The sequence below is a fragment of the Novosphingobium sp. BL-S-19 genome, assembly GCF_055521675.1.
Genome location: NZ_CM145497.1, coordinates 1,746,016 through 1,766,620, shown reverse-complemented (window position 1 = coordinate 1,766,620; position 20,605 = coordinate 1,746,016). Strand labels below are relative to the sequence as shown.

The 20,605-nt window shown below is 62.1% G+C and carries 21 protein-coding genes and 2 pseudogenes; 13 read left to right on the top strand and 10 right to left on the bottom strand.

Going from position 1 to position 20,605, the window contains the following annotated elements:
- Positions 1–1,812: 1,812 nt before the first annotated feature.
- Entirely contained in the window at positions 1,813–2,778 is a 966-nt protein-coding gene (locus tag ACZ1JV_RS07435) for a hypothetical protein (RefSeq protein WP_465149019.1), read from the bottom strand.
- Between the two features lie 653 nt (positions 2,779–3,431).
- Between ACZ1JV_RS07435 and ACZ1JV_RS07430 the strand changes: the two genes are divergently transcribed.
- The 5 genes from ACZ1JV_RS07430 (at position 3,432) to ACZ1JV_RS07410 (ending at position 6,396) form a co-directional block, all read left to right on the top strand.
- A complete protein-coding gene (locus ACZ1JV_RS07430; RefSeq protein WP_465149018.1) occupies positions 3,432–3,971 on the top strand; it encodes a HutD/Ves family protein in 540 nt (179 codons plus the stop codon).
- A 78-nt stretch (positions 3,972–4,049) separates the two neighbouring features.
- On the top strand, positions 4,050–4,583 hold the full coding sequence (locus ACZ1JV_RS07425) for an HlyD family secretion protein (RefSeq protein WP_465139291.1): 534 nt from the start codon (positions 4,050–4,052) through the stop codon (positions 4,581–4,583).
- Positions 4,532–4,993 (top strand): hypothetical protein, encoded by a 462-nt coding sequence (locus ACZ1JV_RS07420; RefSeq protein WP_465139292.1) that lies wholly within the window; start codon positions 4,532–4,534, stop codon positions 4,991–4,993. Before ACZ1JV_RS07425 ends, ACZ1JV_RS07420 begins: the two co-directional genes overlap by 52 nt.
- A 240-nt stretch (positions 4,994–5,233) precedes the next feature.
- Positions 5,234–5,752 carry a TolC family protein gene (locus tag ACZ1JV_RS07415; RefSeq protein WP_465139293.1) on the top strand — a complete coding sequence of 173 codons (519 nt, stop codon included), beginning with the start codon at positions 5,234–5,236 and terminating at the stop codon, positions 5,750–5,752.
- Between the two features lie 38 nt (positions 5,753–5,790).
- The gene (locus ACZ1JV_RS07410) at positions 5,791–6,396 is read left to right on the top strand and encodes a TolC family protein (protein WP_465139294.1); all 606 of its coding nucleotides are present in this window, start codon (positions 5,791–5,793) and stop codon (positions 6,394–6,396) included.
- 27 nt (positions 6,397–6,423) lie between these two features.
- On the opposite strand, the gene ACZ1JV_RS07405 is transcribed toward ACZ1JV_RS07410, so the two are convergent.
- On the bottom strand, positions 6,424–7,059 hold the full coding sequence (locus ACZ1JV_RS07405) for an FMN-dependent NADH-azoreductase (RefSeq protein WP_465139295.1): 636 nt from the start codon (positions 7,057–7,059) through the stop codon (positions 6,424–6,426).
- Positions 7,060–7,232: 173 nt separating this feature from the next.
- On the opposite strand from ACZ1JV_RS07405, the gene ACZ1JV_RS07400 reads away from it, so the two are divergent.
- Positions 7,233–7,667, top strand: a complete 435-nt coding sequence (locus ACZ1JV_RS07400) for a VOC family protein (RefSeq protein ID WP_465149017.1) — start codon at positions 7,233–7,235, stop codon at positions 7,665–7,667.
- A gap of 96 nt (positions 7,668–7,763) precedes the next feature.
- Positions 7,764–8,642, top strand: a complete 879-nt coding sequence (locus ACZ1JV_RS07395; RefSeq protein ID WP_465149016.1) for a LysR family transcriptional regulator — start codon at positions 7,764–7,766, stop codon at positions 8,640–8,642.
- Between the two features lie 9 nt (positions 8,643–8,651).
- On the opposite strand, the gene ACZ1JV_RS07390 is transcribed toward ACZ1JV_RS07395, so the two are convergent.
- The 5 genes from ACZ1JV_RS07390 to ACZ1JV_RS07370 all read right to left on the bottom strand — a co-directional run bounded on the left by ACZ1JV_RS07390 (position 8,652) and on the right by ACZ1JV_RS07370 (position 11,631).
- Positions 8,652–9,059 (bottom strand): Ohr family peroxiredoxin, encoded by a 408-nt coding sequence (locus ACZ1JV_RS07390; protein WP_465149015.1) that lies wholly within the window; start codon positions 9,057–9,059, stop codon positions 8,652–8,654.
- A 9-nt stretch (positions 9,060–9,068) separates the two neighbouring features.
- A complete protein-coding gene (locus ACZ1JV_RS07385; RefSeq protein ID WP_465139298.1) occupies positions 9,069–9,530 on the bottom strand; it encodes a carboxymuconolactone decarboxylase family protein in 462 nt (153 codons plus the stop codon).
- Between the two features lie 146 nt (positions 9,531–9,676).
- Entirely contained in the window at positions 9,677–9,898 is a 222-nt protein-coding gene (locus ACZ1JV_RS07380) for a cupin domain-containing protein (RefSeq protein ID WP_465139299.1), read from the bottom strand.
- Between the two features lie 105 nt (positions 9,899–10,003).
- Positions 10,004–10,606: an NUDIX domain-containing protein gene (locus ACZ1JV_RS07375; protein WP_465149014.1), complete on the bottom strand. Its 603-nt coding sequence runs from the start codon at positions 10,604–10,606 to the stop codon at positions 10,004–10,006.
- 50 nt (positions 10,607–10,656) lie between these two features.
- Complete coding sequence (locus tag ACZ1JV_RS07370) at positions 10,657–11,631, bottom strand: threonine ammonia-lyase (RefSeq protein WP_465139301.1); 975 nt, start codon at positions 11,629–11,631, stop codon at positions 10,657–10,659.
- A 52-nt stretch (positions 11,632–11,683) separates the two neighbouring features.
- Here ACZ1JV_RS07370 and ACZ1JV_RS07365 point away from each other — a divergent pair, with 52 nt between their 5' ends.
- Positions 11,684–12,022: an ArsR/SmtB family transcription factor gene (locus ACZ1JV_RS07365; RefSeq protein WP_465139302.1), complete on the top strand. Its 339-nt coding sequence runs from the start codon at positions 11,684–11,686 to the stop codon at positions 12,020–12,022.
- 16 nt (positions 12,023–12,038) lie between these two features.
- Positions 12,039–12,683: pseudogene (locus ACZ1JV_RS07360) on the top strand (acetyl-CoA C-acyltransferase); the annotation flags it as partial.
- Positions 12,684–12,719: 36 nt separating this feature from the next.
- Here the strand turns inward: ACZ1JV_RS07360 and ACZ1JV_RS07355 are convergent.
- On the bottom strand, positions 12,720–12,947 hold the full coding sequence (locus tag ACZ1JV_RS07355) for a hypothetical protein (protein ID WP_465148548.1): 228 nt from the start codon (positions 12,945–12,947) through the stop codon (positions 12,720–12,722).
- Positions 12,948–13,022: 75 nt separating this feature from the next.
- Here ACZ1JV_RS07355 and ACZ1JV_RS07350 point away from each other — a divergent pair.
- A pseudogene (locus tag ACZ1JV_RS07350) lies at positions 13,023–13,840 on the top strand (IS5 family transposase).
- Positions 13,841–14,256: 416 nt separating this feature from the next.
- On the opposite strand, the gene ACZ1JV_RS07345 reads toward ACZ1JV_RS07350, so the two are convergent.
- On the bottom strand, positions 14,257–15,132 hold the full coding sequence (locus ACZ1JV_RS07345; RefSeq protein WP_465149013.1) for a LysR family transcriptional regulator: 876 nt from the start codon (positions 15,130–15,132) through the stop codon (positions 14,257–14,259).
- 198 nt (positions 15,133–15,330) lie between these two features.
- Here ACZ1JV_RS07345 and ACZ1JV_RS07340 point away from each other — a divergent pair, with 198 nt between their 5' ends.
- On the top strand, positions 15,331–17,637 hold the full coding sequence (locus ACZ1JV_RS07340; RefSeq protein ID WP_465149012.1) for an arylsulfatase: 2,307 nt from the start codon (positions 15,331–15,333) through the stop codon (positions 17,635–17,637).
- Here ACZ1JV_RS07340 and ACZ1JV_RS07335 read toward each other — a convergent pair.
- Positions 17,548–18,333: a class I SAM-dependent methyltransferase gene (locus tag ACZ1JV_RS07335; RefSeq protein WP_465149011.1), complete on the bottom strand. Its 786-nt coding sequence runs from the start codon at positions 18,331–18,333 to the stop codon at positions 17,548–17,550. The genes ACZ1JV_RS07340 and ACZ1JV_RS07335 overlap by 90 nt on opposite strands.
- 468 nt (positions 18,334–18,801) lie before the next feature.
- Between ACZ1JV_RS07335 and kdpF the strand changes: the two genes are divergently transcribed.
- Entirely contained in the window at positions 18,802–18,891 is a 90-nt protein-coding gene (gene kdpF, locus ACZ1JV_RS07330; RefSeq protein ID WP_232493295.1) for a K(+)-transporting ATPase subunit F, read from the top strand.
- A gap of 10 nt (positions 18,892–18,901) precedes the next feature.
- Complete coding sequence (gene kdpA, locus ACZ1JV_RS07325; RefSeq protein ID WP_465149010.1) at positions 18,902–20,605, top strand: potassium-transporting ATPase subunit KdpA; 1,704 nt, start codon at positions 18,902–18,904, stop codon at positions 20,603–20,605.

The following is a 20,605-nucleotide window of genomic DNA, read 5'->3' as shown; positions in this document are numbered from 1 at the left end:
AAGTCCGCAGCGGAGCCCACGAGTAACCATTGCGCATTTCCACCCTGTGCCAGCGGTCTGCCAATGGTGGACTGCGCGAACGATAGCTGAGCGGTGCCTGCAACGCCGATTGTTGGCCCCTGCGCATTTACCAGGCTGCTGCCGCTAAAGTCGACCGTGGTGGAGGCAAGTTCACCGATCGAATAAAGCGCCATCGCCGCAGGTCCGCCTGCGGAAATATCGACGTTGTTGCCGGTGAGCAGAGCGCCGTTCTGGACCAGCGCACCATGCGCTGCCGTTCCGCCGGTTGAGATCGTCATATCGGCGAGTGCGACCGAGGTTGGCTCGCTGCGAGGGTCGGCCACTACTGCATCGACGAAGTAGCGCGCCTGAACGCCGTAAGCCTGTGCGCCGCTCGTGGTAACGCTGCCCTGCCGTGCCGACAGAGTTCCGCCGCCTATTGCCCGCAGGCCCGTTGCGCTGTCGCCCTGAGTGGATATCGAGCCGCCAGTTAGGTCCATTGTCGCGGTCGCGCTCAGGAAATTGCGCGAGACATAAGCGCCGTAAGCACGCTCGCCCAGCGTTTCGACGACCTGATTGGTGCCGATCAGGCTTACGAGGAATTGGGCACCGTCCTGATCGATTCCCGCGTAAAGGCCGATCGCGGCGAGGCCAGACGTCGCAATGTGGTTGTCCGCAAGCGTGATGATGCCGCCATCGTCGGCAACTACGCCGAACCCTTCGACACCGCTGGTCGCGACAGACAGGCCCGATGCGCTCAGTAGACCGCCGGGGTTGGTGGCAACCAGGCCCTGGGGCCTTCGCGCGTTTGCGGTGAAGGGGTTTTCAGGCTCACCTACGGTCGTAATCGAGCCGCCGGTTACGGTCACATTGCTGTTCCCACCGGAAAGGACGCCGTACGAGCGACCATTGCCGGTCGTATGGATCGCCACATCCGCCGCGATGATCGTTGCGCTGCCTGCTTGCATCGCAGGAGAATTGATCCCGTTGGATGTGATCGAGCCCCCCGTGAGGCGGGCCGTCGCTCCTCCGACGGCGTTCAGCCCGGGGGCTGTTGGGCCGGTTGCCGTAATCTGGGTGTCGGTCCCGCTGAAGGTAGCTGGCGTTGCATCCGCCGCCAGGCCGACGTTGACGGCCGTAACAACCGAACTCAGTTGGCTGTCTTCCAAAGCAACGCTGCCGCCATTCTGGACGTCGACGGCATTGGCGGCGGCGTTGCCCTGGGTCCACGTCGTCGAGACGACAAGATTACTGCCGTGAATTTGTGATCCGGGGCCTTCGGCATGGAGCCCGTCGGCTCTTGCCCCGGTGGTCGTGATCGTGACGCCGGAAAGTTCCATGGTGCCGCCGGACCGAACATCGGCGGCAGCGGCGTTGAGTGCTTCGGAAGGCCCCGAGCCGGTGGTGCGCAGCGAACCGCCGGTCAACAAGACGCTCGCTCCGTTTTCCGCGCGTGCCGCATTGGCAGATGCGCCGCCCACGACTGCCACCGTTCCAGTGCCGCCGATGCGGCTCCCCGTTCCCGAGGCGATCAAGCCATGGCTGCTTGCGGCAGCGGTGCTGAGGCTGCTGCCGTCGCGCAAAGTGATGGAAGCACCGCCTTCCGCCCGCGCCGCACTCGACGCTGCACCGGTGGTGGTAACCGTAAGGGCGGAGCCGGAGATGGCGCTGCCGCTGCCAAGGGCAGACAAGCTAAGCGCATTGCTTCCGCTGGTCCCGATCGTGGCCTGGGCTAACGACACTGTTCCGCCATTTTCGGCGCGTGCGGCATCGGCAAACGCGCCGGATGTCGTCACCGAAGCGTCCTGCGCCTCAATATGGCTGCCGGCTCCGGTTGATGACAGGGCGTAACTTCCGGTGTTGAGCACCAGCGGCGCCACCGACGAACTCGTGCCTGTCGTGGCGACGCTGGCGCCGCCAGCGATCGAGATTAGAGCGCCATTTTCCGCGCGTGCGCCGAGCGCGCGATGTTGTGGTGATCGATCCGCCGTTTACGGTTATGGAACTCCCTGTGCCAGTTGCGAAAAGGGCGTGATCTGAAAAGCTGGTTGTCGCGCTGTTTCCGCCTTGGACAAGTACCGTAGTCCCTGAGAGGGTTATGTCGCCGCCATCGTTGGCATAGGCCGCGACCATGTCGCTGGCAGCTGTCGTGCCTGACCCCATCGTCAAGGTCCCGCCGGTCATCGTGACTTTACTGCCGACGGCTGCGCTGTCACGTCCGGTAGCGACCAACCCACGTTGGGTGTTCGCGCTGGCCGGAGTGGAAGCCGTCACGTTGTTCAGCCGGATTTCTCCGCCTCCCTCCGCTCGCGCCACCGTAGAGGCGCGGGAAAGAGTGCTGGCCGACCCGCCGGACATGTCGATCACGCTATTTTCCCCGGTCGCGACAAGGGCGTCGTTTCCGACGCCAGTTGCCCCACCGCGCGTGGAAATCGCACTGCTTGTCAGCGTCACCAATCCGCCGTCGACGGCGTGAACCGCCAGCAGGTTGTTGATGACCGTCGTTCCGGTTTGTGGGCCCATGGCGACTGAACCGCTCAGGAAGCTGAGCTGGCTGCCTGCTCCGGTGGACAACAGGCCGGTCTGCCCTGTGCTCGCCGCAGCGGTGATAGACGATGTCCTTACCGCGCCTCCGGTCAGGAAGATGGTTCCGTGAGAGGTTGCCGCTTCGCCGGTCGTGCTGGCCGCGGCGAGGTTGATCGTCACGGTGTCTCCGTCGATCCGTCCGGTCGTGCCGGCCACCGTGACGCCCGTTGCATTGGCGGTTGCCACTGTCACTGTGGTTCCAGCCGGTAAAGTACAGGTCGTGTCGGTGACCGAAATAGGGGTGGGGCAGGTTTGAGCGTCAGCGGTAGAAAAGATAAATCCGGTCCCGGCGCCTGTGGCGAGCATTGAGGTGCAAAGCAGGAGCCGCGCATAGCGGAGCTTTGCTTGCCGGGGTAAAGACACGGCGCTTCGAATTGAGAATTCGCACCTCTCGGACATCAACGTCTCCGCGTTGCGTCTCGGTATTCTGTCAGTAAGGATATTTGCCCTTCAACAGGTGGATAATACCTAGTGAATTACCCTCGGAAATACAGCTCTATTTTGGGGTTTAGTTTACAGAATTGATTTTTATGTGAGTGACGTTGGTTGGTAACGTAACCGCATTTGCAAAATTCACAGTATTCGTTCCTGTAAATGACGTATTTCATATGTCGGTTATCTGCCAGGGGGCGATAATTGTGAGGATGTGCACAAATGGCCGGCTTCAGGTTCGGTGACGATTGCGATGGATGGCTGGAATCGGGCGCTTGCCGCCCCGAGGTCGGCACCAGTCTGCCGGAACGTCCGCTCCAGACGCACATTCCCGGACAACCGACTGAGGGGAATCAAAATCACGCCACGGCATTCAGGTAGGTGCCGTCGTTTTTTTGCGCTAGCAGCAGTCTATGAGCATCGTTCAGATTATCCGAACACAGGATTGCCCCGAAGTGCCGTGGAAGAACGGTGGCGGAACGACGCGAGAAATCGCGGTTTTTCCACCCGGAGCCGGCATGGACGATTTCCTCTGGCGCCTTAGCATGGCGAGAGTGGAGGATGGCGGCGCATTCTCGACTTTCCTTGGGATCGATAGGACACTTGCGGTGCTGGAAGGCACCTTGCAACTTGAAGCCGATGGATTGGACATCCGGCTTGATCCGCAGAGCGTACCCTTTTCCTTTGATGGCGGCGCACCGATATACGGCGAACCCGTCGGCGGGCCGGTGCTTGATCTCAATGCCATGATCCGACGCGGCGAGCTTACCGCAAAGATGGCCCGCCAAGGACCTGGAACAGTCACGGCGAACTCGAGAGTTTCCTTCCTTGTCATGCTGCATTCGCAGGATTTGGAGGGCTCGCCAATGGAAGCGTTCGACTGCGCTGTATTCACTGGCAACACGGTACTTGAGGGCGGCGCAATCCAAATTGATTTCATCAGCGAATGCTGAGCGGACAGACCGTAACTCCGAAACCTGGCGACGTGGCGCCTATTTTCCAGGTCCAGTCTTTCACCTGGGCGGCGTCAAGTGAAGCCGAAGGTCAGCTTTCGGGCACATCGGCCCTATGTTCGCGGCAAGGTCACCGTAATCAGCCCACAGGTGAACGGGTACATCACCGCCGTCCCCGTGCGCGACTTTGTCCATGTACGTGCCGGGGAGGTCTTGGCGACGATCGACCGGCGAATCTACGAGGCACGGGTAGAGCAGGCCAAGGCCAATCTTGCCGGCCAACTCGCTGCGCTGGCAAACTCCGAGCAGAGCCAGCGTTCGCGGGAGGCGGCGCTGCTCGGGCAGGAAGCCGGTATCGCCAGCGCCCGGGCTCAACTCGTCCGTGCGCGATCCGACATGAAGCGCGCCGACGCTCTTGTAGCAGATGGCTCGATCTCGGCGCGCGAACGTGACCAGACGCTGGCAGTTCTGCTGGCGGCGGAGGCCACGGTGCGGCAGGCTGGCGCTTCGCGCGCAATAGGCCAGCAGGATGTGCGATTTGTCCTGGTAGGGCGGGGGGCTTGCAGGCTTCGGTCGAGGCGGCAAGGGCGCAGTTGCACCTTGCGCAGATAGATCTCGACAATACGGTGATCAGTGCGCCGGTTGATGGCCGCCTTTCGGAAATTGGCGTGCGCAGCGGTGCCAACGTGGCGGCAGCGACTCAGCTTATGTTTCTCGTGTCTGATGACATGTGGGTGATCGCCAATTTCAAGGAAGCGCAGACCCGCGATATGCGCGTGGGACAGAAAGCCCACTTCAAGGTCGATGCGCTGGGTGGTGCCCGTCTGACTGGACATGTCGAAGATATTGCACCTGCCACCGGCTCCGAATTTGCCGTGCTGAAGGCAGACAATGCTACTGGCAATTTCGTAAAGGTCGCACAGCGGATTTCTGTGCGCATCAAAGTCGATCCCGGGCAGGAGATGGCGCAGCGGCTACGCCCGGGAATGTCGGTCGAAATGACCGTGTCGACGAGGGACTGATGCGCGGCTTGCCGATTGCAGCGGGCATATTGGCCCTGACTGTCGGGTGCGCCGGGCCGCAGGTGGCCTTAGCGCCGGTCGATCCAGTCGTCGCGCCGACGGCATGGCGAACCGATGCCGGGCCGACCGCTCCGCTCGATCGGATCTGGTGGCAAGCCTTCGGCGATCCCGCCCTTTCCGCGCTGGTCGATCGCGCACTGGAACGCAACATCGACATCGCCCAGGCCGGCGCCCGCATCCGTGACGCGCGCGCAGGAAAGTCTTGCTCGCGCGCAACTCCTGCCCACGCTCGATGCATCGGTGTCGGCGGCGGATTCCCGCAGCATAAATGCATTCGGTGTACCGATTATCCAGCAGACCGGGCAGCCCGCCGTGCAGATCGGATGGGAGGTAGATCTGTTCGGACGGCTGAGCGATCAACAAGCGGCCGCCCACGATGCGTGGCTTGCCAGTCAGGCGACGCGGGACTCAGTGCGCCTCTCCGTCGCAGGAGCCGCCGCCAGCGGCTATATCGCGTTGCTGAGTCTTGATGCGCGGCTCGCCATCGCTCGCGAAACCCTCGATGCTCGCGACAAGGCATTGCAACTCGCGGAGCGGCGCACAGACTCCGGATATTCGTCGAAACTCGAACTTGCGCAGGCACAGGCCGAGTATCAGGCGCACCGCGCAACTGATCCCGCCTCTGCGCGAGGCGATTGCTCGGCAGGAGAACGCGCTGCGTTTGCTCACCGGGGATGTCCCCGGGCCCGTCGAACGTGAGGGGACGCTGGAACGATTAAGGGAACCGGACATTCCCGATGGCCTCCCATCTTCGCTGTTGGCGCGGCGTCCGGACGTGGCGCAAGCCGAACTCCAGCTTGCCGCTGCGGACCACTCGCTTGGCGGCCGCGCGCAAGCGGTTCTTGCCACAATTCCGCCGTACCAGCTCGGCGGGGCTGGCCTGGTCATCGCTACTGGTCAACGACCCTATCAGCCTGTGGTCGCTGGGCGGGAATATTCTGGCGCCGCTCTTCGAAGGCGGACGTCTTCGGGCCAGTGCCGAAAGCGCAGGCGCGCAGAGAGACCTTGCCGCGCTCGCCTACCGCAAGACAGCGCTGACGGCATTTCGCGAGGTAGAGGACGGCCTTGTCTCCGCTCAGCAGGCGGACGAGCAGGTCTTTATCCTTATCGCACAAAGGGCTGCGCAGGCAGACAGCTTCCGTTATGCCAGTAATCGTTACCGTGCTGGCTATTCGTCCTACCTCGAACAACTCGACGCCCAGCGCGGTTTGCTCAACGTCGAGCTCAGCCTTGTTCAGGCACGAACCAGTGCGCTGTTGAGCCGGATTTCACTCTATCTTGCGATGGGCGGCGGGTGGAGCCGCCTGTCCATCGACGAGGAACAACGCCATAGTGGGGAATAAAGGCCAGTCTCTCACCGTCGATCCGGGTCAGGAAACTTCAAGGGTCAGATCGCGCGTCTGAGCCAAGGGCAGAGCGTCTATGGCTGCTTCGGCGGCCGGGATCACGGAACCGCGCGCTTCCGGCGACAGGGCAAGGCCTTCCGCGTGGACCACGGTAACATCGGTGATGCCGACGAAGCCGAGCACAGCCTTCAGGTAAGGGGCCTGGAAATCCATTCCATCAACCGGCGAACCAGCGACGAATGCACTGCCCCGGCCAGCGACGATATAAACGGGCTTGTCGGCGACGAGACCCTGGGGCCCTTGTTCGGTATAGCCGAAAGTGACGCCGGCTACGGCAATGCGGTCGATCCAGGCCTTGAGCTGGCTGGATACGCTGAAGTTATACATGGGCGAGGCGATGACGATGGCGTCGGCGCGGAGGAATTCGGCCATGACTTCGTCGCTCTGCGCGATTTCGGCGGCGAATTCCTCGCTGGAGCCGGAGCCCTTGGCGGCCAGATAGGCACCCGACAGATGCGGGATAGGGTCGGCGGCGAGATCGCGGTAGGTCACCGTGGCGCCGAGGTTGGCGGCAAGCAGGCGATCGACGAGGCGGCGGCCGAGCGGGCGGGTTACGGAAGCCGCGCCGAGGATGCTGGAATCGATGTGCAGAATGTTCATGGCGTTTATCCCTGTTGGTGCTGGTGTGTTGGTGTTTGATGACGCTGTTCTATGCCTGCGTCGGCCCATCGATTAGCTGGCGGCGCGGCACCTGATTGTTGCCTCCGGAGGGCATAATCCCCGGCGATTGCACCGCGTAAAAGCGAGCCTCACTTCGATGAGGAGATATTGCCATGCCTACGCCACTTCCATTTACCGGCCTTCGTGCCGCCCAATTTGCGCTCGCCGTCTCCGACCTTCCGGCCATGACGCGCTGGTACGGCGACGCGCTGGGGTTCGAACTTGTGGGCCGCGGGCGCTTCGACGCGGTCGGCGCGGACTATGCGCTGGTCAGCGGGGCCGGCGTGACGCTGGAACTGATTACGCTTGGCCACCCGGAACCGCTCCCGGTGGACCGCGCGGCACCTCCGCGTCACCTCTCCCGGCTCGGCTGGAAGGCGCTCGTCCTCTATTCGGATGCCCTGACGGCGCTGACGCGGCATCTTGAAGGCTGCGGCGCGGACATGGTGTGGTGTGAAATCGAGGTGGCACCGGGTGTCTGTTCGACGATGGTGCGCGATCCCGAAGGCAACCTGACCCACGTGATTGCCGCGCCCGCTTCCGCTTGAGGGCGCCGGCGTGCTAGCCTCCCGCTCGTGCAAGGGAAATAGGGGGCTACCATACCGCATCTGCCGGATTTCGAGGCCTGGGCGGTCTTTGCCAAAGTGGCGGAAAAGGGTTCTTTCAGCCAGGCGGCCGAAGATCTGGGCCTTGCCAAGACCACTGTGTCGAAGACGGTGACGCGGCTGGAGGAGCGGATGCGCACGACGCTGCTCCACCGCACAACGCGCAAGTTGTCGCTGACCGAGACCGGGCGGCTTTCGCTGGAACGCGCCATGCGCATTCTTGCCGACGGCGCGGCGATCGAGGCCGATATTCTGGAGGAAGCGGCGATCCCGCGAGGGACGATCCGGCTGGCGTCGATGGCCGGCTTCGGCATCGACGCACTGGCCTGCGCGCTGCCGGAATTCCTGACGCAATATCCCGAGGTTCGCGTCGATCTGTCGCTGCGGGAAGGGCACGTCGATCTTGTTGGAGAAGGGTTCGATGCGGCGATCCACGTCGGCGCGGGCGCGGATTCCAGCCTTCGGAGCAGCCGACTGTTCTCGTTCAGGCGACCGCTGATCGCTGCGCCATCACTGCTAGAAAGGCATGGCACGCCCGCCCATCCATCGGAATTGCCCGGCTATCCGGCCGTGATCCCCACACACGTGGCCTGGGGGCGGGACTGGGTGTTCGAACGTGAGGGGCACGAAGCCACCGCGCTGCGCATGGATGGCAGCTTCCTGGTCAACAATCCGATTGCGATGGTGCCGGCGCTGGTGGCCGGTATCGGGCTCGCAATCCTGCCGGAGTTCTATGTCTGGCGGCAACTGGCCGAAGGATCGCTAGTGGAACTGCTGCCTGAGTGGCGACCGCCGCCGGGGCCCGTGTTCCTGGTGACGCCGCCGGGTCGTGCTCGCCCGGCGCGCGTGCGTGTTCTGCTCGAATTTCTGCGCGAGCATTTCGCGCAGCAGCCCTGGGCGCAGGGCATCGAACGCTGAGGCGCTAGGTTAGGTCACGCGGATGCGGACTTCCGCCTCACCGCGCAGCGCTCGCGAGTATGGGGAGCGCACGTGCGCCATGTCCGCCAGTTTTTCGGCTAGCACCGCATCCAGATCCGGGAGGTCTAGCGAGAGGCAGACCGCCAGCTTTCCCCCGGCCTGCAAGCGCACCGTTGCGGTGACGTTGCTGTCGCGAGCGAGCGCGATGCCTTGCGCCTCCGCTTCCTGCCGCAGCGTCGTCAGGAAACAGGCCGCGTAGCCTGCGGCGAAGAGCTGTTCCGGGTTGGTGCCGCGCCCGTCATCACCGCCGAGCGCGGCCGGGGTCGAAAGATCGACCCGCAACCGCCCGTCGCAGCTCTGTGCGCGCCCGGATCGTCCGCCAAGGACGGTTGCCTGCGCAGTGTATGTCTGGTTCATCGCCAAGGCTCAGGCTGCCAGCTTGGACACGGCCGCAGGCGCCGCGCGGAAGGAGATGGCGAGGCGGTTGTAGGTGTTCATCAGTCCGATCGCGATGGTAAGGTCGGCAAGCTGCTTGGCATCGAAAACGCGCGCGGCGGCTTCGTAAGCGGCATCGGGCACGGCGGTGTCGGCAACGCGCGTCACGGTTTCCGCCCAGGCCAGCGCCGCCTGCTCGGTTTCGCTGAACAGGGCCCCGGCTTCGTGCCAGACGGGAACGAGCACCAGCTTCTCGATCTCTACTCCCTTTGCCAGCAGGTCGCGGCTGTGCATGTCGATGCAATAGGCGCAGCCGTTGATCAGGCTGACGCGCAGGTAGACGAGATCGACCAGAGCGGGATCGAGGCCGCTGGTCATGATGTAGCCGTAGACTTGCCCGAGCGCCTTCATTCCGGCGGGCGCGGCGGTGTTGTGATCGATGCGATGGGTCATGGGATGGATCCTTGATCTGGATTGCACCGGCGCTTTTGCCCGGCCCATCGCCTTGTTACGCCCCTCGATTGCCGTCGATTAGATGCCCTATCGTCACCTGATTGTTGTGTCGAAAGTGCATAATTGGTGATGCGCGCCGGGCGCAGTCAATCGTTGGAGCACGAACGTCGGCTTCTAGGTTCCCAAAAAATCACCGCTGAACGACCGGGAGCGATCTCGATGCCGGACATGGCGGGCACGGTATAGCTTCGACCCTCAATTTCCATCACCAACTCGCCGGCCAGTACATAGAAGAACTGCCGGGCGCGTGTGTGGAAGTGTCGTGTCTCGGCGGTTCCGGCCGGCATTCGCTCCTGAATGACCATCATGTCGCACGATGGTGCCAGTATCCATCCATCGCAGTTGTCACCCCACTTGTAGTGCTCAGAATTTTCGGTGTTTCGTATCAATTCCAGGGTTCTGATGACGCGTGATTATTCGGGAACGTGCGGGCGCGTTGCCGATGCGCGCGTGAGGGCGAGGTGTTGCAGCAGGATAATTGTCTTGGCATCGCAGATTTTGCCGCTGGCAATCATGTCCAGGGCATCTTCGAACGGCAGGTGCAGCACTTCGATATCCTCGCCTTCATCGACCTTGCCACCCCCTTGAGAGATCTGATCCGAGGCGGAATAGGTGCCGATGAAAAACGCGAGATACTCAGTAACCGACCCAGGACTCATGTAGAGGTCGTAAAGGTGGCTGAGCGCTTCGATACGATATCCGGTTTCTTCCATCAACTCGGCGCGCATTCGTTCGGCGGCATCGGCGCCGTCGAGCAGTCCGGCCGGTGTTTCGATGAGGGCCGTGACGCCTCCGTTGACGTAGATGGGCAGCCGGAATTGCCGCGTCAGCAGAACGGTATCATTGATGGGATCGTGCAACAGGCAGGTGGCGCCGTTTCCGCGATCATAGACTTCCCTTGTCTGACGCTGGCGATTGCCATCGCGGCGCAGCAGATCGAATTCGTACTTCTTGAGTGTGCCCCAATCGTTGGAAAGTACGCGACTAGCGACGATGTCGATCGTATTCGCAGGCATTTGTTGCACCTCTTCGATGTCTGTGTTTCATGGACGGGGTTCGGCGCCGGCTAGAGCAGGGCGCGATAGCGCTGTCCGGAGACGTTGCCGCCCGTCACGACCGCCGCGACTTTGCGGCCCGCGAGTTGGCCTGCGTAGCGGATGACTCCCGCCACGGCGGCTATTCCGGAAGGTTCGACGATCTGCCGATGATTGTCGAGCATCCAGCCCATGGCCGCCGCGATTTCCGCGTCCGATACCGGCAGCACACGGTCTACCCGGTCGCGGATCAAGGGCCATGTCATTGTATCCGGTTCGATAGGGCCGCTGATACCTTCGGCGATCGACGTTGATAGTTCGACGGCAACGGGAGAGCCGGCTTCGCGCCAGCGGATGAAAGTGGGGCTCGCTTCACTCTGTATCCCCCAGACCTCAATGTCAGGGTTAATCGCCTTTGCCACCGTCGCAATTCCAGACGCGAGCCCGCCACCACCAATGCAGACGAGAATGACGTCGGCGTCGATCCATTCGGTCAGGATTTCGAGGCCGACCGTGCCCCCGCCCGCAATCATGAAGGGGTTGTTATAGGCCGAGACGAAAGTCGCGCCGGTCTCCGCCGCCATCGTCGTCGCCGCTTGTCGCGCTTGCTCGATGTCACGGAAGAATTCGACCCGGGCGCCACTGGCTTCCATAGCCGCGATTTTCATCGGGTCCGCTGTCTCCGGCAAGCAGATTGTCACAGGCACGCGCGCTGCCTTTCCGGCGTGGGCCAACGCCAATCCGTGGTTGCCGGCGGTCGGTGCAATCACCCCGATTTCGCGCTCGTTCTGTCCGAGATTCGCAATGACGTTGGCCGCTCCGCGCAGCTTGAAACTGCCGGTGTTCTGCTGGTTTTCGAGTTTGAGGCGAATTTCCACTCCCGTCATGCGCGTTAGCGCCTCGGACCGCTCCAAAGGCGTGATCCGTATCAGCGGATTTATGGATTGCGCCGCCTTGAAAACGTCTTTGGCCGAGACGACGCGATCGGCGCTTTTGTTCTTGTCCATGATGCCCTATCGAAGATTACATAGCCAGAAGGCTATATAGGGATTTGACTATATGGATTCGACGCACGCGTCAATGGCGGACTTGCTGCGCGCACTCGGGAATGAGCATCGTCTCACGATCCTGGGCTGGCTATCCGATCCCCGGGCGCACTTTCCCGAACAAAGGGACGGCGATCTGGTGGAGGATGGCGTGTGCGTTGGCTTCATCACGGACAAGATAGGGCTCAGCCAGCCAACCGTAACCAATCACCTGCAATATCTGTCGAAAGCGGGGGTCGTGACCTCGAAGCGCATCAAGAACTGGGCCTTCTACAAGCTTGTTCCGGGCCGTATCGAGGATGCTAAATCTGCGCTGACCAAGATTACGGAGCAGTCAGTCGTTCTCAGGTGAGCTATCCGCCATAAGGGTGGCGATCGATTACGGCGTAAGCCGTGCCGATCAGGATGCCTTTGCCCTGCGCGGTCAGCAGCGCGCCGTCGCCGCCCAGCGCAGTGGTTTCTTCGCGGAAGAGATCGTGCCGGTACACGTGCCGGGCAAGAAGCGGGGCGAAACGGTCGAGGTGAGTCAGGACGAGCACCCCCGTGCGGATACCACGCTTGAGGCGCTGGGCAGGCTCAAGCCGCTGTTCGGTCCTGACGGTACCGTCACGGCGGGCAATGCCTCGGGCATCAGCGACGGTGCTGCTGCCATGATCATCGCCAGCGAAGCCGCCGCCAGAGCGCACGGACTGACGCCGCGGGCGCGCATCGTCGGCATGGCATCGGCGGGTGTGGAGCCGCGGGTGATGGGTATCGGACCGCTACCGGCGACACAGAAGCTGCTCGCCCGCCTTGGCATGGGCATTTCGCAGTTCGATGCCATCGAACTCAATGAGGCTTTTGCCAGTCAGGGGCTCGCGGATGACGCGCAGCGCGTCAATGCCAACGGCGGTGCGATTGCGCTCGGCCATCCCTTGGGAATGTCGGGCGCGCGGATCACGATGACACTGGTGCATCAACTGGAAAAGTCCGGTGGCAGATACGGCCTGGCGACCTTGTGCATGACGTCCTAGGCGGCGTTGACAAATTAAGGGTGCGAGGCTCGGCGTTTATCTGGGTTGATCGCCCGTCGCAAATTGCACGACGAAGAACAGCACTGCGCACCCGCACCAAAAGATCGCCCATGCCGTGAAGGCCCTGCGGAACGTCGATGGGTATTCCGGTTTTTGGATGAACCAGACAAAGATATAGGGGCACCAGAGCGTCAGAAAGCCCATGACCGCCAGCTTCAATGTCGATGCCTTGGGCACAGCTTCGTCTATTGGCGTGGCTATCATAGGCACCTTATCTCGGAAAGCAGCGGCTTTCGCAATCGAACCGCTGGAAAGGCGCGCAGCGATTGACGTAAGGCGATGAAGTTGATTCAAGGCTGCTTTTTGGAGGCAGGCTTGAGCAGGGGCGATCTTACCGAGGCGGAATGGCGCATCCTAAAGGACTTGCTGCCGATCGAGTCCGAGAACCGTGGCAGAGGCAGGCCGCCCGAGCAGAACCGATCGATCATCAACGGTATTCTTTGGCGGCTTCGCTGCGGTGCTCCGTGGCGCGACGTGCCGCCCAAATACGGCAGTTGGAACACGATCTATCGCCGGTTCCGGCGCTGGAGCGAAGCCGGGGTTTGGGAAATCGTGGCGGTGACGCTGGCCGAGATTATGGCGGACAGCGGCCACTACAGCATCGACAGCACAACAGTCCGCGCCCACGTCTCGGCAGCGGGCGGAAAAGGGGGACTCATCGACGCGCTCTTGGCCGCTCGCGGGGCGGGTTCACCAGTAAGCTTCACTGCCTGGCTGATGCCCTCGGGCGACCGCTTGCCTTCCACCTGACGGTCGGGGAAGCGGCAGACTGCAAGGCGTATGATGCGCTCATAGCTTTGCCCGAGCGCACGCCCGACGCCCTGCTCGCCGACAAGGGCTACGACGCCGATTCCATCCGTGCCGATCTCGCCAAGCGGAAAATCGAGGCCGTCATTCCTGGCCGGTCAAACCGCCGCGTGAAAATCGAACATGACCGGGCGCTCTACGTGCAGCGCAACCGCATTGAGCGCATGTTCGGCCACCTCAAGATCAATCGCGCCATCGCCACCCGCTACGACCAGCTTGCCAACAGCTTCCTCGGCATGGTTCATATCGCTACCGCCAGATACTGGCTCAAATTTGTCCACGCCGCCTAGGCGGCATTCCGGTCTTTCAGGTGGTCATTACGGCTTTCCTCGATACGATCACCAGCATGAACAGACGAGGTTGGTGCTAACCAAGTGGCGCCGCGGAGCCCTCGAGCCCCGCAGCCTGCAGTCATGACGAGAGCTGAGAGACCGTTTGAAAATTCGCGAAATGCGAATTTTGCGGCACCGGCCCTCTCCCCCACCCTACCAACCCATCGGTAGTATCCTGCGGGTGGTAGGGTGGGGGAGAGGGCCGGTGCCGCCTCAAAAATGCCCTTGCGGGCATTTTTCAAACGGACTCTCAGACAGTTGGACGCTGACAAGTAGTGGAAGATCGTTCCACCCTTCGTTAGATGAACTTAGGGCGGGTTTCCATGGCCCGATTTGACTCCGCGAAAGGGCATCGTCAACAAAGGCTCTCAGCGTTAGGCCGAAAGGCAATTCGCTCCGGACAGCCGCTTCAGTTCATCGATCACAAATGTCAGCGCGGGGGAAGGTGCTCCGTGGGTTCGGCGCACGAGTACCGCCGAAAGAGTGCCATGCACGAGGTCGTCCAGTTCCAGCGCCACGATGTGACCGCGCGCGATCTCGCTTTCGACAACCTTGGGCGACGCGAACCACACAAGGTCGGATTGCTTCACCACTTCACCAACGATGTGATCGTTGTTGCAGACGAACAGGCCTGCGTGGCGTGCGGGCATGGGAATGCGCGATCCGCAGGCGACCGGGAAACGATATAGATCTTCGGCCGATGGCACGCGGCCGGCCAATGGATGATCCCGCCGCACCAGAATGCCGCGATCAAGCTTGCAAAGAGATTCCACTATCAAGCCGGCGGCGTCCATGTTGAAGTCGGTGATCAGGGCTGCGTCCACGCGATCTGCGCGGACATCTTCCAAAAGCTGTTCGGATGAGCGGATCTCTACCTGCAAATCCAGCCGTGGCCGGGAATTAATGACGGATGCTGCCAGCTTCGCAAGAAAGATGCTGGCAGGCTGCGAACCGATGCCAAGCTTGACCCTGCCGGCCTCGCCACGGCCGTAGATACGAAGATTGGTTTCCAGTTCGCGGGCGTGGGCGATCAGATCGCGCATTTCCGCAAGGATGGTCGCACCTTGACCGGTTATCGATACGCCGCTGCGCCCACGGTCGAAAATCGTCACGCCGAACTGCTGTTCCGTGCGGGCAATGCTGCGGCTGAGCGCGGGTTGCGTCAGCCGCAGTGCCTGGGCGGCCTTCGAAAAGCTGAGGTAATCGGCAACGGCAATGACATGCCGAAGTTTGGTCAGATCGATATCCATTACCCAAAGTTATCAATTTGGCATTCGTTATGCATTAGATATTGCCTCCCACTCTGCTAGGTCTGGGGCACAGCGCACCGGTCCACCGGAGACGCATTCACCATTTTTGCGATCTAGTTCCGGCCTTTCCGGCAGCGCCTTCGCGCGTGAGCCGTCATGGCCATGCGCCGGAACTGGAGCGTCTTCAGGGGAGCAACCATGATCCTTCGCCGCCGCCTCTTGCTAACCGTTTCGCTAACCGTTGCGGGGCTGACACCCATAACGGGTGCATTAGCGCAATCGGCGCCGCCTCCTGCCCCATCTCTGGCGCCGGTTGCTGCCTCGCCCCTTATCCAGAAGCCGGCGCCAAAGGGTGCGCCCAACATCCTGATCGTGCTGTTGGACGATGTCGGCTTCGGGGCATCGTCCACATTCGGCGGGCCGGCCCAGACCACCGCACTCGATGCGCTTGCGCAGGACGGGCTGCGGTTCAATCGTTTCCATACGGCCGGCATCTGCTCGCCAAGCCGCGCGGCGCTGCTGACCGGGCGAAATCCCCATGTCACAGGCATTGGCGCGGTCATGAACACGGCCGACGCCCGCCCCGGCTACAGCGGCTATCACGGCAAGGATACCGCGACGATCGCCGAGATCCTGCGTGAGAACGGCTACAGTACGGCGGCGTTCGGCAAATGGCATCAGACCCCAGATTGGGAAATGTCGCCCTCCGGCCCCTTCGATCGTTGGCCGACCGGCGAAGGGTTCGAATCCTTCTATGGTTTCATCGGCGGCGAGACGAGCGAGTTCGAACCCACGCTGTTCAACGGGACCACGCCCACTATGCGACCGACAGGTGCCGGCTATCACCTGAGCGAAGACCTTGCCGCGCACTCCGTCGACTGGCTGCGCCGCCAGCATTCGGTGACGCCGGACAAGCCGTTTTTCCTCTATCTGGCAACGGGTGGCATTCATGCCCCGATCCAGGTGCCGAAGGCGTGGATCGATCGCTATCGCGGCCAGTTCGATCAGGGCTGGGACAAACTGCGTGAAGAAATCTTCGCGCGTGAAAAGCGTCTTGGCGTCATCCCGAAAGGCGCCAAGCTGACGCCGCGCCCTGCCGAACTTCCCGCGTGGGACAGCCTGAGTGCCGAGGAGAAGAAATTCTCCTCACGGCTGATGGAAGCCTATGCCGCCTACCTTGCCCATACCGATGCACAAGTCGGCAAAGTGGTTCAGGCACTGAAGGACAGCGGCCAGTACGACAACACTGTCATCGTCTATCTCGTGGGCGATAACGGCGCGAGCATGGAGGGCGGAACCGCGGGATCGCTCAGCTATCTGCGCGGCCTTATCGGCTTTCCCGCGCCGCCGGTCACCGATGCCCGACTGGACGATATCGGCACGCGCAACGCCTATGCCCACGTCAACGCGGCATGGGCCTGGGCGACGGACACGCCGTTTCCATGGGGCAAGTCGATGGCAGGGCACCTTGGTGCCATTCGCAATCCGATGGTGATCACCTGGCCCAACGGCATCAAGGACAAGGGGGGGCTCCGCAGCCAGTTCGGGCACATCAACGATGTGGTTCCGACCCTGCTGGACATCGTCGGCATCGCGGCGCCTGCGAGTGTGGATGGCATCGCGCAAAAGCCGATGAACGGCGTCAGCCTCAGGTATACCTTCGATGCGCCCAAGGCCGCGGAGCGGCATACAACGCAGTACTTCGAGGTGTTCGGGCGTCGTTCGATCTATCATGACGGGTGGTTTGCCATGGCCAATCACGGGCCCGTGCCCTGGAAGGTGGCGCTGCAGGATACCGATCCGGCCAAGGACGTGTGGCAACTCTACGATCTGCGTAGCGACTTTTCGGAATCGACCGACCTTGCCACGAAAGAACCGGGCAGACTGGAGGAGATGAAGCGCCTGTTCGAACAGGAGGCGGCTGCCAACCAGGTTCTTCCCATCTCCGGGCCAAGGCTGTTCGGCCGTGGCCTTCCCGATCTTGCGGCGGGCGTCAAACAGGCAACCTTCCACGCCGGCGCCGCAGGAATACCGGAAACGGCCTTGCCCAAAGTGCAGAACCGCTCCTGGTGCATTTCAGCGACCTTGCGGACGGATCCCACTGCTCGGGGCGTGATCGCCGCGGTGGGCGGCGAGTCCGCCGGTTGGACGATCTTCCTCGACGCCGACCACCATGCGGTGTTCCGCTATCGGGCCTATGACGTGCAGACGCTTGATCTTCGTAGCGCCGCGCCGCTCTCCGCCGGTGCGCATAAGATCGATGTCGATGTGGCCTATCAGGGGCCGGGCTTCGCGAGCGGGGCGGCCGTCACCTTGAATATCGACGGGCAAAGGGTGGATGCCGGCAAGCTGACAATGACCTTGCCGACCTATTTTACAATCGATGAGACATTCGATGTCGGGATCGATCGCGGATCACCGGTAGGCGATTATCCTGGCGATGCCGCGCCTGGCTATGCTTTCGTGGGAGGTGATATTGGCGAAGTGACGATCTCGCAAAAGTGATGTTTCGATGTGCCGGCCATCTGCAAGGTCGACATCGAATTGTTCGCGGTCATGATCCTGGATGAAGTCGCGCGCGTTTTCGATGTCGGCGATGTAGATCGTCGGCAGGCTGCCGACCGTGCGTGCCGTCAGCAGCAAGCGGCCGCCGGTGATCCGTGCGAGTTCCGTGGCCACTTGGGCATGAGTCTTTCCGGGCAGATGATTCAGCACTCCGTTAAGGCAGAGCGTCAAATCGATGCTGCCGGTTTGCGCGTCGATCGGGGCGGTGATGTCGGCAACCTCGAAGCTGCACTCACTGAAGAATATGTGCTTGCGGGCAAGGCGGATCATTTCCGGAGAGATGTCGAAGCCGCGCGCGGTTATCTGGCGGAACCCGATGTCGTGCGCGCGATGCACTGCACGCATCAGCCATGTGCCCGGGCCGCATCCGGCATCCAGGATACTGATCTGGCGCAGCCCGCCGGCCCAGAGTTCCTGCAGGCAGGCGTCGATTCTTTGCCAGACCTGGCGGTCGACATAGTTGCTGCGGCCGGTGAAATCGAAAAGCCCTCGCGCACCTCGGCCCGCATAGTCGAGATAGCCCTTGCCGATGGTATCGTAGGCTCGCGCCGTTGCGCTTCGGCCAACCTCGTCAAGAACGGTTGAAATTTCGGGGCAAGCAGGTGCTTTCGGTCGAACACGTAGGCGCGTGGCCATGAACCAACTCCCATCAGGGCCGGCTGTGCGCCGGACCGTCCAGAATCAGAGTCTCGACAAGATGTTGAGAGCTCGTGCCGCCGGTTGGCGGAACGCATCCGATATGCCCCAGCCCGGCATTTTTTCTCCAGACGGGCGAATCGCCGATCTCATAGAAAATTCATAATGGCTCTGCCGTTTCGAGGCAGGCGATCGCACGGCGGCCGCCGCAGTTTTTGCGCTCAACTGCAAATACCGGGGCAATTCATATGAAAATACTATGTGTTCCGGATGATCATCGTCTCGAATTTTAACGGCAAGTTGTCCTAGTGGGTCTGCTGCATTCGACTCATATCGTATTTCTCGCGACGTGAGCTTGCAGGAGCAATACCATGCAGGACATCCTCTGGATCGGCCTGACCCTCGCGTTGCTAGCGGGTAGCCTTGGCTACGTCGCGCTGTGCAACAAGGCATGAGGGGCGCCCGATCATGACCATCGACCTCTGGCTGGCGGCAATCACCGCGCTTGGCCTTCTCGTCTATCTCGTAGCCGTGCTCGCGCGGCCCGAACGCTTCTAGGAGCGCCTCCATGACCGTTCAGGGATGGCTGCTGATCGCAGCCTTCGTCGGCATTCTGCTGGCGCTTACCAAGCCGATGGGGATGTGGCTTCACGCGCTTTACGAGGGGCGCCGCACGCCGCTCCATGCCGTTCTCGGCCCCGTCGAGCGCGGGTTCTACAAGCTTTCGGGCATCGATCCCGATGAGGATCAGTCCTGGCGCCGTTATGCGGTGCATATGCTGGTGTTCAACGCTGCTCTGCTGCTGTTGACCTATGTTCTGCTGCGCGCGCAGGGTCTGCTGCCGCTCAATGGCCTGGGCTATGCCGGCATAGGTGCCGACGGCGCGTTCAATACCGCCGTCAGCTTCACCACCAATACCAACTGGCAGTGGTATTCGGGCGAAGCGGCGATGAGCAATCTTTCGCAGATGCTCGCGCTGACCATTCACAACTTCCTTTCGGCTGCGACCGGCATAGCCCTGGCTTTCGCGTTCTTCCGCGGCTTTGCGCGGCGCAGCGCCACCGGCATCGGTAACTTCTGGGCCGACATGACGCGCGTCACGCTCTATCTGCTGCTGCCGTTCTGCGTCGTCTATGGCCTCTATCTGATCGCCAGCGGCGTGCCGCAGACCCTTGCCGCCTCGGTCGACGTATCGACGCTGGAAGGCGTCAAGCAGACGCTGGCGCTGGGCCCGGTGGCTTCGCAGGAAGCGATCAAGATGCTCGGCACCAATGGTGGCGGCTTCTTCAATGCCAACTCGGCCCATCCGTTCGAAAACCCGACTGCGCTGACCAATCTGGTGCAGATGCTGTCGATCTTCGCGATCGGCGTCGGCCTCACCTGGTGCTTCGGCAAGGCCGTGGGCAATACCCGCCAGGGCTGGGCGATCCTTGCTGCGATGCTGACGATCTTCCTCGTCGGTGTGGGCGTGGTCTACTGGCAGGAATCTGCAGGCAATCCGATCCTTCACAGCCTCGGCGTCGCTGGCGGCAACATGGAAGGCAAGGAAGTCCGCTTCGGCATCGTCGCCTCCTCGCTCTTCGCGGCGGTGACCACGGCAGCCTCGTGCGGCGCGGTCAATGCCATGCATGACAGCTTCACCGCGCTGGGCGGCATGATCCCGCTGTTCAACATCCAGCTGGGCGAAGTCGTCGTCGGCGGCGTTGGCGCGGGCATCTACGGCTTCCTGCTGTTCGCGATCCTGGCCGTCTTCGTGGCCGGCCTGATGGTGGGCCGTACCCCCGAATACGTCGGCAAGAAGATCGAGAGCCGCGAGGTCAAGCTGGCCGTTCTGGCGATTGCGGTGCTGCCGCTGATCATCCTGGGCGGAACGACGATCGCCTCGGTGCTGCCGGCTGGTCTGGCAGGTCCGCTGAACAAGGGCCCGCACGGGTTCTCCGAGATCCTCTACGGCTTCACCAGCGCGGTGGGCAATAACGGTTCGGCCTTTGCGGGTCTGACTGCGGGCACGCCGTTCTATAACGGCATGCTGGGCGTCGCCATGTGGCTCGGCCGCTTCTTCGTCATCATCCCGATGCTGGCGATCGCGGGCAGCCTTGCCGCCAAGAAGTACACGCCCGAGACTGCAGGCAGCTTCCCCACCACGGGTCTGCTGTGGACCGGCCTGCTGATCGGTACTGTGCTGATCGTTGGCGGGCTGACCTTCCTGCCCAGCCTCGCGCTTGGTCCCATCGCCGATCATCTCGCGATGATCCGTGGCCAGCTTTTCTAA